The organism is Caulobacter sp. CCG-8, assembly GCF_037402475.1.
Taxonomy (GTDB): Bacteria; Pseudomonadota; Alphaproteobacteria; order Caulobacterales; family Caulobacteraceae; genus Caulobacter.
In genome coordinates, this window is record NZ_JBBEUD010000010.1 from 28,955 (window position 1) to 40,935 (window position 11,981).

Below are 11,981 nucleotides of genomic sequence, written 5' to 3' on the forward strand. Positions count from 1 at the left end.
GTCGACGGCGGCTGCTGATGGGCGTGGCCCTTGCCGCGATCCCCGGCTGGGCCAAGGCCTTGGTCTCGTCCCCGCCGCTTCTGGAGCGCTATCGCGCCTGGCGCGGCGGGCGCGCCTTCGACGCCGTCAGGCTGATTGCCGCGGTGGCGAGGGTCAGGGTCGCCGACCTCGACGCGATCCGCCGGACCTGGGTGGACGCCGAAGGGCGCTCTTCGGAAACGGTCGAGGCCGGTCCCATCAAGACCAGGCTCGTCACGGCGAAGGCGGACGCTTGGGTCCAGGGCGTCGACGGCCGTGTCGAACGGTCGACGACGGGCGAGCGTCGCTATCCCGCCGCCAGCGTTCTCTCCCCGTGGATCCTGGGCGCCGGCTGGCGATCCGACGAACCGCAGCGCCGCTACGGACAGACCTGGGGCGTGCTGACGGCGAAATTTCCGGGTCCGGTGACGATCAGTCTCTTCATCGCGCCCGAGACCGGCGCGCTGGGCGGAATCCGCGTCGTCGAACCGGAAGGCAGCCACTTCTCCCGCTACGAGGATTGGCGGTTGATCGATGGGGTCCGCTGGCCGTTCCTCGAGAAGACGGAAGCCGTGGACCTCGAGCAGGACGGTTCCGAAGCGCTGGAGACGTTCGCCTACATCGGGGTGAGCTGCAACGCGCCGCCGCCGGCCGAGGTGTTCTCGCCGCCGCGGCCCCGGACCACGGTGAGCTTCGAGACGGCCGCCCAGGGGACAGGCCCCATAGCCTTCGGCCCCGGGACCGACCTGATATTTCCCGTCGAGATAGCGGGACGCCAGGTGCTGGCGCTGCTGGACAGCGGTTCGTCCGCGACCCACCTCGACCTGGCCTTCGCCCGCGGCGTCGGCGTCCGCGGCGCCGGGGCCTTCAAGGCGCCGGGCACGAGCGGCGCGACGATCGACGTCCAGGCGGCCGAAGGGCCGCCGATCAGGATCGCGGGCATGACCGTCGCCGGGCAGAGCGTGGGCCTCAGCGATCTTTCCGCGGTCCGCCGGTCGGTGGGTCGCGCCATCCAGGTCATCCTGGGCCAGGATGTGCTCGACCAGGTGGCGGCGGCGATCGACTTCCAGGCCGGCGAGCTCGAATTCATCGCGCCCTCCCGTTTCCAGGCTCCGGCCGGCGCGCGATCCCTCCCGATCCGCAGGGTTGGGACCATCCCCACCGTGCAGGTGCGCCTGGAGGACATCGGCCTGGTCGACTTCGCCATCGATCTCGGGAACGCCGCGGCGCCGCTGATCCTGTACGGCTCCTTCTGGAAGCCTCGGCGGATGCTGACCCGTCGTCCGTGGACGACCGCCAGCAGCGTCGACGTATCGGGTTCGCACGCGTCCCGACAAGCCAGGATCACGACGGCGGCGCTCGGCCCGTGGACGTTTCGCGACGTGCCGGCGCTCTTCGTCGATCTCGACAAGGGACGCGGGGCCGAAAGCCTCGCCGGCAATATCGGCCTGCCCCTTCTCGCGCGCTTCGGACTGACCCTCGACTATCCCTCCGGGCGGATCCTCCTCACACCGGGTCCGGGCCTCGATCGCCCCTTCGTCCCGGCGGTGTCCTAGTCGTGATTGATGATAATGTATATTTCCGATTGATTGAAATAAAATATTGTACCTATGGTTGATTGCCCAGTTTCGGGGTAATCACTGGAGGTCACAAATGCGTAGTTCGAACCTGGCCCACGCCACGGACAACGATTTCCGCCCGCTGAACGACGACGAGATCGATTTCGTCTCCGGCGCGGGCACCACGACGACCGTGAAGATCACGATCCCCACGCCCTTCGGCACCATCGAGGTCACGCGCACCAAGACGGGCGGCGAGGCTCCGGCCGGCGGCGGTGGCGGCGGCGGCGACAGCGGCGGCGGCTCCCCGCACTCGGACGGGAACAAGGAACCGGGCGGAAAGGAAAACTAGCGGCGAGGCCGGCGGGAAACCGCCGGCCGACCTTCCCGAGCGTGGTGATCCACCAAAGTGAATAGCGACCTGTTCCGGCCTCAAGCCGTCGCCCACGCCAGCCGGCGCCTCGAGGGCGAGGTCATCCTCGCTTCGCGCCCTTCCACACGCGTGCTGGCCTGGGGCTGCGTGGCCGTGGTCGTCGCGGTCGCGGTGTTCTGCGTCACGGCGACATACACCCGGCGCGAGACCGTGACGGGCTGGCTCGTTCCGCAGGCCGGCCTCATTCGCGTCACCGCGCGTCAGGCCGGCATGGTGGAAGCCCTGGATGTCACCGAAGGCCAGGTCGTCCGCCAGGGGCAGGCCCTGGCCGTGCTGCGGACGTCGATGGACGTTCCGGAAGGCGACGCGGGACGGGCGATGGTGCGCGACGTCGCCGCGGAATCGGATGCTCTCGAAGCCCAGGATCGCGCGACCCAGGCCCGGCTGTCGGTCCAGGCCGCGCGGCTCGCGAGCCAGCGCCTGGCGCTCGAGCGGGAACTCGCCGAAACCCGCGCTCGGCTGTTGGCCCTCGAAGAACGGACGCGACTGGCGAACGTCAATGTCGAGCGCTTCGAACGCGTCGCGGCCGAGGGATATCTCAGCCGCCGGGACCTCGATGCGGCCCGGTCGACGGCGTTGATGATGGCCCAGGACGCCGCCGAGGTCCGTACCCTTGTCCTGACCTACGAGCGCCAGATCGGCGACCTGGACGCCCAGTTGAGGACCGTCCCCCTGGACGCCCGGGCCGCCACGGCCCAATCGAAGGCCGCGATCGCGGAGGTCCGGCAGAAGGGCACCGCCGCCGCCCTCCAGTCCACCTACGTGGCGACCGCGCCGATCGCCGGCCGGGTGGGGGCGATCCCGGTGGATGTCGGCCAGACCTTGCCCTCGGGCGCCACCATCGCCGTCGTCTCGTCCGGCGACGGGATGGAGGCCGAACTGTTCGCGCCCTCCCGGGCGGCGGGCTTCATACGGCCGGGGCAGGAGGTGCGCCTGATGTACCAGGCGTTCCCGCATCAAAAATTCGGCGCCGCCCGCGGAAGGGTGCGCACGGTTTCCAGGACGGTGCTCGCGCCGGGCGAGCTTTCCATCCCCGGCCTGGCCCTGCAGGAGCCCGTCTTCCGGGTCCGCGTGAAGCTCGATCGGCAGAGCGTGCGGGCCTACGGCCAGGACATGCCGTTGCGCCCGGGCATGTTGGCCAACGCGGACGTGGTGCTGAGCCGGCGCTCGCTGGTCGAATGGCTGCTCGACCCGATCTATGCCGCGGGCCGCCGATGATCGACCTGCTGGACGCCCTGAATTTCGAACGCCGCCGAAAGTTGCCGGTCGTGCTGGCCTCCGAGGGCGCCGAATGCGGCCTGGCCTGCATGGCCATGATCGCCGCGTATCATGGCCACGAGATCGATCTGAACGGGCTGAGACAGCGCTTTTCGATCTCCCTGGCCGGAGCGACCCTGCGGAATCTCATGTCGCTGGCCGACCAGCTGGCGTTCGAGAGCCGCCCCCTGCGCATCGGCGTCGACGCCCTCGCCAAGGTGCGGACACCCGCGATCCTGCACTGGGACCTCAATCATTTCGTCGTGCTGAAGGCCGTGGAGCGTGATCGGGTCGTCATCCACGATCCCGCGCGCGGCGTCCGGACGCTCAGTCGCGAGGACGTCTCGAACCACTTCACGGGCGTGGTGCTGGAAGTCGTCCCGAAGGCGGATTTCCAGAAGACCGAAGCGCGCGTGGATGTGCGCATCTCAAGCCTGTGGTCGCGACAGCGAGGCTTTGTTCCGGCCTTCGTCCAGATCCTGTCGCTGTCCCTGGCGCTCCAGATCGTCGCCTTCGCGGGGCCGTTCCAGATCCAGCTTGTCGTCGACGAGGCGATCGGGCGGATGGACGAAAACCTCCTGACCGTCCTGGCGCTGGGGTTCGGCGGTCTCATACTGCTGCAACTGGGCATGACGGCGATGCGATCGTGGATGTTGCAGGTGTTCGGCAGCATGCTGACCTACCAGATGGTGGGGAACCTGGTGCACCACCTGCTGAGGCTGCCGTCGAACTTCTTCGAAAAGCGCCACGTCGGCGACATCCTCTCTCGTCTGGGGTCCACCTCGCCGATCCAGGACGCGCTGACCCGAGGCCTTATCGCTTCGGTCATCGACGGGGTGATGGCGCTGCTCGCCGCCGTCATCCTGTTCCTCTATTCGCCGTTGCTGGCCGGCGTGGTCTGCGCGTCGATCCTGCTGATGCTGATCCTCGCGGCCGTCTTCTATCCATTCCTGCGGTCGAGGACCGAGGAGCAGCTGATCGCTTCGGCCAAGGAGCGATCGCATTTGATGGAGACCGTGCGGGCGGCCGTGACGATCAAGTTGATGGGGCGCGAGATCGAGCGCGAGGCGGCCTGGCGCAACCGCTACGCCAGCACGATCAACACGTCGGTCTCCGTCGCGAAGTTCAACATCCTCCTGGGGTTCTTGCAGAACAGCGTCATGGCGATCCAGTTCGTCCTGGTCGTCTTCTTCGGCGCGCGCCTGATCATCGACGGGGCCGGCCTGTCGGTCGGCATGCTTCTGGCCTTCCTTTCCTTCCGCCAGACCTTCACCGACCGTTGCTTCTCCCTGATCAACCAGGGCATGGAGTTCACGCTCCTGGGCCTGCACCTGCAGCGGTTGGGCGACATCGTCGGAGCGGCGCCCGAAACGACCGGACCGGCGGTGCTCGGCGCGCGGGTCGCGGGGGGGATCGAGGCGCGCGACCTGTCTTTTCGCTACGCCTCGGCGGATCCCCTGGTCTTGCGCGAGGTCAGCTTCGACATCGCCCCCGGTGAATTCGTGGCCCTCGTCGGACCTTCCGGCGGCGGCAAGACAACCACCCTGAAACTGCTGCTGGGCCTGCAGTCGCCGACGGGAGGCGAGGTTCTCCTCGACGGCCAGCCGGCGACGCCCGAGTACGTCAGGGCGTGGCGCGCGAGCGTCGGCGTGGTGGCTCAGGACGATCGCCTGCTTTCCGGCACGATCGCGGACAACATCGCCTTCTTCGATCCGGATCTCGACATGGCGCGGGTGATCGAGGCGGCCGAGGCGGCCTGCATCCATGCGGACGTCGTTCGTATGCCGATGCAGTACCTTTCCCTGGTCGGCGACATGGGCTCGTCGCTTTCCGGCGGCCAAAAGCAGCGGATCCTGTTGGCGCGGGCGCTGTACCGCCAGCCGGCGGTCCTGTTCCTCGACGAAGGCACCGCCAATCTCGACGAGGACACCGAGAACGCGATCGGCGACCTCATCGGCGCGTTGCCGATCACCCGGGTGGTGGTGGCGCACGGCCCGGCGCTGGTGCGTCGCGCGGATCGCGTGCTGGAAGTGCGCGAAGGCCGTGTGGTCGAATCCGTTCGGCCGGACCATCACAAACGAGCGCGCGTCGTCCGCTAGAGACGCCAGGCGCCCCGCCGCCTACCCCAGCACCAGCCCCGCGTCCCCCCGCCGGGCGATCAGGTCGCCGATGGTGGTGAACAGGGTGGAGAGGTCGACGGGCTTGCGGATGACGTCGTCGGCGCCGGCGGCCTGGCAGTCGGCTTCCAGTGTGGCGCCGCCGTCGGCGGTGACGACGATCACCGGCAGCTGGGCCTTGGCGTCGGAGCGGGTGCGGATCTCGCGGATGGCGGTCAGGCCGTCCATGCCCGGCATGCGCAGGTCCATCAGGATCAGGTCGTAGGCGTTGGCGTCGATCATCGCCAGGCCGGAGGGCCCGTCCTCGGCCTCGTCCATGTCGACCCCGCCGGCCCGCAGCATCTCGGCGACGACCCGGCGGTTCATCTGGTTGTCCTCGACGAACAGCACCCGCATCGCGGACGATCCCCGGTTTCGTGAAAAGGCGGCCCGACCTGGCCCGCCCCCAGACCAAACAAGAGTTTAGACCGGGTTCAGACGGTGGCAACCGTCCTGGCGTCGGGTTCGTCGGCCGCCCGCGTCTCGAGCAGGCCGCCCAGGGCCTCGACCAGGCCCGCGGCGGTGACCGGCTTGCGGACGATCAGGGCGGCGCCGGCCGACAGCAGGGCGGCCTCCGCCTCGCCGTCCGGGCCTTCGGCGGCCTGGGGCAGCAGCACCGCGACCGGGGCCGGCGCCAGGGCGTCGCCCAGGGCGGCCAGGGCGGCGGCGCGCGCCTCGGGGCCGTCGCCCAGCCCCGCCGCCTCGACCAGGGCCAGGTCGAAGCGCTGGCCCTGGGCCGCGTCCAGGGCGTCGGCGAGGCCGGCCACGGCGGTCAGCTCGCGGACCTTTGGGCGCAGCACCGCGGCGACGACCGAGCGGGTCAGCGGGTTCGGATCGCAGAACAGCAAGGCGCAGTCGCCCAGCGCGTCCGGGGCGGCGGACGGGGCCGCGCCCGCCCGCCGCAGCGGCAAGGCGACGGTGACGGTCGAGCCCTGGCCCACCACGCTGTCCAGGCGGATCTCGCCGCCCATGGCGTCCGCCAGCCGGCGGCAGATGGCCAGGCCCAGCCCGGCCCCGCCGTGGGTCCGGGTGCGGCTGGAATCCACCTGGCCGAACGGCTCGAACACCTCGGCCAGCTTGTCGGGCGGGACGCCGGGGCCGGTGTCGGCGACCTGGAGGACCAGCCGCTCGCCGTCGGGGTCCTGCCGGACGCTCGCCGACAGCGACACCGTCCCCCGGTCGGTGAACTTCACGGCGTTGGACAGCAGGGCGAACAGGATCTGGCGCAGGCGGCCCGGGTCCTCGACGATCCGCGCCGGGGCCTGGCTGAAGTCGCAGGTCAGGGCCAGGCCCTTGGCGGCGGCCTCGTCCGACCACAGGCGGGCGGCCTCGCGGCCCAGTCCGGGCAGATCGAAGGCGGCGCGGTTCAGGGTGACGCCGTCGGTCTCCAGCCGCGCCAGGTCCAGGATGTCGTCGACCAGGGCCCGCATGGTCCGGGCGCCGGCGCCGACGACCGCGACGCGGTCGCGCAGGGCGGGGTCCAGGTCGGGTTGGGCCAGCACCACCTCGGTCATGCCCAGGATGCCGTTCAGCGGGGTGCGCATCTCGTGGCTGGTGGCGGCCAGGAACTCGGTCCGGGCCCGCACGGCCTTGGCCAGGGCCTGGTTGGCCTGGCGCAGCCGCTCGTTGGCGGCGCGGGCCAGGTTGCGGCCGCGGCGCACGCCCACCACGGCCGCCGCCAGGGCCGCGACCGCCAGGGCCGCGGCGGCCAGCAGCACGGCGGCGATCAGGTTGCGGGCCCGGGCCAGCTTGACGTCGCGCTCCAGCTGGCCGGCCTTCAGCGCGGCGATGCGCGAGGCCTGGTTGGCGGAGTCGAACTGGGCGGCCATCAGGGCGGCGTTGGTCGAGGCCGCCAGGGTCTGGGCCTGGTCGTCCAGGCGTTTGAACGCCTCCAAGTGGGCCAGGGACAGCTCGGTCTGGCCCAGCTGCTTGAAGGTCTTGTAGGCGGCCGCGTGCAGGTCGACATAGTCCGGCCCGGTGGTCTTCAGGTCCACGCCCGCGAACAGCGGGTCCAGCAGGGCGGCGGCCGCCTTGGGATGGCCGCGCGCCAGCTCGACCTGGACCGTGGCCTTCATCACCGACCGGCGGGCGTCGCGCGCGTCGGGCAGGGGGCGCAGCAGGGCGTCGGCCGCGCCGATCAGACGCCAGGCGGCGTCGGGATGGCCGCCGTGGACCTCGGCGATGGCCTGGTTGGCGGTGATCCGCGCCTCCAGCTGGGGGCTGCCCATCGCGTGGGCGATCTTGCGGCCGCGCTCGAACTCGACCACGGCCCGGCCATACTGCTCGCCGTCCATCAGGGCGTTGCCGATGTTGTTGGCCGCGCTCAGCTGCAGCAGCTGGTCGGCCGGATAGGCCTCGGCCGATTGGGCGTAGTAGTGCAGCACCTTCTCGTAGTCGTGGGCGTCCTGGTAGATCGAGCCGATGTTCTGCAGGGCCACGGCCTGGCCGCGCGGATGCCCGGCCTTGCCGAAGATGCGGTAGGCGGCCTGGAAGTCGCGCAGGGCCAGCTGGACCTGGCCGCGGGCGGCCTCCAGCGCGGCCTGGGTCATCACCAGATCGCCGTGCAGCTTGCTGTCGGGGGCCTTGGCGGCGGCCACGGCCAGGCCGGCGGCGATCACCGGCGCGGCCTCGTCGGGACGGTCCAGCCGCAGCAGCGCCTCGCCCTGCAGCCACTGGGCGGCGGCGATCTCCTGGTCGCGGCGGGGGCCGGCGTCGGCCTTGGCCAGGGCCAAGGCCTGGGTCGAGAGGGTCAGGGCGGCGCCGGGATCGCCCATCATGGCGGCCTTGGCGGCGTCCAGGCGCGCATCGACCGGGCCGGCGGCCGCCACGGGGCCGGCGACCAGCAGGACGGCGAGCGCCGCCGCCGATCCGATCCGCTTGCTGTCGATCATGCCCCGCCCGTTCGTCGCCGACGTCCGGCGAACCTCCGGAGGATGTTCGCGAGCGCGTGATGAATTCGTAAACCGGGACGATAGCAGGCCGGGCCGCGCTCCCGGGCCGTGACCGGACGTCGCATGCTGACCCCGCTGGCAGCAGGAGCCGCCTAGGCTGGCGGACGTTGTTCCCGCCAGGAGAAACGCCATGACCGACCTGCCCCTCAAGGCCCGCTGCCATTGCGGCGCCACCCAGTTCGAGGTGACGGAGGCGCCGACCGAGCTGACCGACTGCAACTGCTCGTTCTGCTCGCGGCGGGGCGCGCTGTACGCCTACTACAAGCCCGCCCAGTTCAAGCTGACCACGGCCCGCGACCGGGTCTCGACCTACCAGTGGGGCCACTATCTGGGCCAGCACCACCACTGCGCCGTCTGCGGCTGCCCGACCTATTCGGAGTTCCCCAGCTTCGACAGCGGCCAGCCCGACTTCGACGACCCGCGCATCAGCATCAACGCCCGCCTGTTCGTCGACTTCGACTGGGCCGCCCTGCCGGTGCGCAAAAACAACGGCAAGGCTTATTGAGGGGCGAGGCTCCGAACATCTCTTGTCTACACGTGTAATATGCGCCTAGGCTCCTCGTCATAAGGAAGAACGGGGAGACGTCGGGTCATGAAGGTTGTCCTGGTCGCGGCGGTGCTGGCCCTGTCCAGCGTCGGCGCATGGGCGGCGGAGACCGCCAATCCGCTGCTGGTCGCCCGTCCGCGCGGGGTGGAGACCGGGCAGCAGAGCCAGGCCCTGAAGATCGCCAAGCTGGACGTCGACGTCACCCTGGTGGGCGGCCTGGCCCAGACCACGATCTCGGCGCGCTTCGACAATCCGACGGCCCAGATCATGGAAGGCGACTTCACCCTGGCCCTGCCGGCCGGGGCGGTGGTCAACGGCTACGCCCTGGACGTCAACGGCCGCATGGTCGACGGGGTGCTGACCGGCAAGCGCCAGGCCAAGCTGGTCTATGAGGAGCGCGTACGGGCCGGGGTCGATCCGGGCCTGGCCGAGGTGACCGCCGACAACAGCTTCCACACCCGGGTGTTCCCGATCCTGCCGGGACGGGGCCGCACCATCCGCCTCAGCTATGTCAGCCCCCTGGCCGCCGACGGAAGCTTCGACCTGCCGCTGTCGTCGTCGGCGGTGGTGGGCGAGATGAAGGTCGCGGTCGCCGCGCCGTCCGCCGTCGCCGCGCCGTCGCTGGCCGCGCCCGGCGGCCTGAAGCTGGACTGGACCAGGGACGCCGCCGGCGGCTGGACCGCCTTGGTCGCGGCCAAGGACGTCGCCCTGTCCGGCGCCTTGCGGGTGGGTCCGTGGAACGCGGCGGGTCCGCTGGAGCTGAGCCGCCACGCCAACGGCGAGCGGTTCTTCGAGCTGCGCCTGCCGTTCGACGCCCAGGCCGCCACGGTGCGTCGCCTGCGCGTCTACTGGGACCGGTCGCGCTCGCGCACCGGCGATGACCTGGAGGCCGAGATCGCCGTGCTGCGCCGCTATGTCGAGGCCGCGCGCCCGGGGGCGGTGGACCTGGTGACCTTCGCCGACGACGCGCCGCGCGCGGTGACCCTGTCGGCCCCGACCGGCGAGGCCCTGGGGGCGGCGCTGAAGGCGGTGACCTACGGCGGCGCTAGCTCGCTGAAAGGCGTGTTCGCGGCCGGCGCCGGCCAGGCCGACACCTGCGTCGTGGTCTCGGACGGCCGCATGACTCTCGACGGCTGGGACGCGACGCCGCCGCCCTGCCGGACCTTCGCCCTGTCCAGCGCCAAGGGCGCGGACCGCAACTTCCTGGCCGCCCTGGCCGAGCGCGGCGGCGGGCGGCATGTCGACCTGTCGTCCGTGACCCCGGACGCCGCCCTGGCCCGCCTGACCGCGGCCGGGACGCCGGGCTTCAGCCTGAAGGCCGACGACGGCCAGGCCGTCGATTATCGCCTGGTCGCCGGTCCCGCCGGCCGCTGGTGGATCGTCGGCAAGGCACCGGCCGCCGGCGGCCTGGTGTTCACCGGACCCGGCGGCGCGCGCACTTTCCGCCTGGACGGGCCCGTGCGGGCCTTCGACGGCGCGGGCGTGCTGTGGGGCCGCGACGCCGTGGCCGGCCTGCTGGCCACCGACCGTCCCGACCGCGACGAGGCCCTGGCCCTGGCGCGGCGCTACAACGTGGCGACCGAAGAGGCGAGCTTCGTGGTCCTCGAGAACGTCCAGGACTATGTCGACGCCGGCGTCGCCCCGCCGTCCTCGGCCGGCGAGGCCCTGATCGACGGCTACCGCGCCGCCATGGTGGCGAAGAAGACGGCCGACGCCCAGGTCCAGGCCGCGCGCCTGGACAGGATCGTCGCGGCCTGGACCGCGCAGAAGGCCTGGTGGGACAAGACGTACAAGGCGCCGAAACCGAGCCCCGCGCGCGACGTCGTCCAGCCGCGCCCAGGCGTCGCCCCGCCCGCGGTCATGGCGGCGCCGATGGACATGGCGCCTTCGCTCCCGTCGCCGATGCCCACTCCGCCGCCTCCGCCGCCTCCGCCGCCGACGGCCTATTCGAGCGAGAGCGTCGAGGAGGTCGCCGTCACGGCCGCCCGGCGCCAGCAATCGCAGTCCGTGGCCGTGGCCCGCGCCGCGGCTTCCTCGGACGCCGCGTCGGCGGAGTCCGAGCCGACGGAAAGCCGCATCGTCGTAGCCGCCGCCGCATGGAACCCCGACCGGCCCTATCTGAAGGCCCTGGCCGCGACCTCGGGCGAGGCCTGGCGTCCGCGCTACGCCGAACTGGAGAAGTCGTACGGCGACGCCCCGGCCTTCTATTTCGACGTCGCCGAATGGCTGGCCCGCTCGGAACGCAAGACCCAGGCGGCCGCCGTCGTGGTCAGCGCCCTGGACGTGCCCGGCGCCGACGCCAAGACCCTGATCATCGTCGCCGACCGCCTGCAGGCCTATGGCGACCTGGACCGGGCGATCTGGCTGCGCGAGCGGATGCTGTTCCTGGAGCCCGACCGTCCGCAGCCCCGCCGCGACCTGGCCCTGGCCCTGATCGCGCGCGGCGACCGCACCAGCGGCAAGGCCCGCGAGGCCGACTACCGCCGGGCGCTTGACCTGCTGAACGCCGTCGTCGTCCGCCCCTGGAACCGCGACTATGACGGCGTCGAGGTCATCGCTCTGATGGAGGCTAATCGCCTGATCGCCCGGATGAAGGCCCTGGGCCTGACCCAGGAGGTGCTGGACCCGCGCCTGGTGGCCCTGCTCGACGTCGATATCCGCGCGGTGCTGGAGTGGAACACCGACAAGACCGACATGGACCTGTGGGTGGACGAGCCGACCGGCGAGCGGGCGATCTACAACAACCCCAACACCGCCATCGGGGGGCGGCTGTCCAACGACATGACCCGGGGCTTCGGCCCCGAGGAGTACCTGCTGCACCGCGCCCCGGACGGGACCTACGTGCTGAAGGTCAATGTCTACGCCGCCGACGTCCTCGACCCGAACGGCCCGAGCACGGTGCGGGTGCGCCTGTTCCGCGACTGGGGCCGCCCCAGCGAGAAGCAGGAGACCTTCACCATCGAGCTGAAGAAGGGCGACAACGGCCCGATGACGGTGGGCCGGTTCGAGATCGGGAAGAAGAAGTAAGGCCGACTCCGGCGAGCGGCGCCCCCTTCTCAC

8 protein-coding genes are annotated in these 11,981 nt (G+C 71.2%); 6 read left to right on the forward strand and 2 right to left on the reverse strand.

What is annotated here, in order from left to right:
• Positions 1 to 17 precede the first annotated feature (17 nt).
• The 4 genes from WAE60_RS11530 to WAE60_RS11545 all read left to right on the forward strand — a co-directional run bounded on the left by WAE60_RS11530 (position 18) and on the right by WAE60_RS11545 (position 5,366).
• On the forward strand, positions 18 to 1,574 hold the full coding sequence (locus tag WAE60_RS11530; protein ID WP_337686536.1) for a retropepsin-like aspartic protease: 1,557 nt from the start codon (positions 18 to 20) through the stop codon (positions 1,572 to 1,574).
• 97 nt (positions 1,575 to 1,671) lie between these two features.
• On the forward strand, positions 1,672 to 1,929 hold the full coding sequence (locus tag WAE60_RS11535) for a hypothetical protein (protein WP_029908201.1): 258 nt from the start codon (positions 1,672 to 1,674) through the stop codon (positions 1,927 to 1,929).
• A 57-nt stretch (positions 1,930 to 1,986) separates the two neighbouring features.
• Positions 1,987 to 3,228, forward strand: coding sequence for an HlyD family efflux transporter periplasmic adaptor subunit (locus WAE60_RS11540; protein ID WP_337686538.1), 1,242 nt, complete (start codon positions 1,987 to 1,989; stop codon positions 3,226 to 3,228).
• On the forward strand, positions 3,225 to 5,366 hold the full coding sequence (locus tag WAE60_RS11545) for a peptidase domain-containing ABC transporter (RefSeq protein WP_337686540.1): 2,142 nt from the start codon (positions 3,225 to 3,227) through the stop codon (positions 5,364 to 5,366). Before WAE60_RS11540 ends, WAE60_RS11545 begins: the two co-directional genes overlap by 4 nt.
• A 21-nt stretch (positions 5,367 to 5,387) precedes the next feature.
• Here the strand turns inward: WAE60_RS11545 and WAE60_RS11550 are convergent, their stop codons facing one another.
• Positions 5,388 to 5,780 carry a response regulator gene (locus WAE60_RS11550; protein WP_029908189.1) on the reverse strand — a complete coding sequence of 131 codons (393 nt, stop codon included), beginning with the start codon at positions 5,778 to 5,780 and terminating at the stop codon, positions 5,388 to 5,390.
• 77 nt (positions 5,781 to 5,857) lie between these two features.
• The gene (locus WAE60_RS11555) at positions 5,858 to 8,314 is read right to left on the reverse strand and encodes an ATP-binding protein (RefSeq protein WP_337686542.1); all 2,457 of its coding nucleotides are present in this window, start codon (positions 8,312 to 8,314) and stop codon (positions 5,858 to 5,860) included.
• Positions 8,315 to 8,504: 190 nt separating this feature from the next.
• Between WAE60_RS11555 and WAE60_RS11560 the strand changes: the two genes are divergently transcribed.
• Entirely contained in the window at positions 8,505 to 8,879 is a 375-nt protein-coding gene (locus tag WAE60_RS11560) for a GFA family protein (RefSeq protein ID WP_337686543.1), read from the forward strand.
• A gap of 87 nt (positions 8,880 to 8,966) precedes the next feature.
• Positions 8,967 to 11,948 carry a VIT domain-containing protein gene (locus tag WAE60_RS11565; protein WP_337686546.1) on the forward strand — a complete coding sequence of 994 codons (2,982 nt, stop codon included), beginning with the start codon at positions 8,967 to 8,969 and terminating at the stop codon, positions 11,946 to 11,948.
• The last annotated feature ends 33 nt before the right edge of the window (positions 11,949 to 11,981 follow it).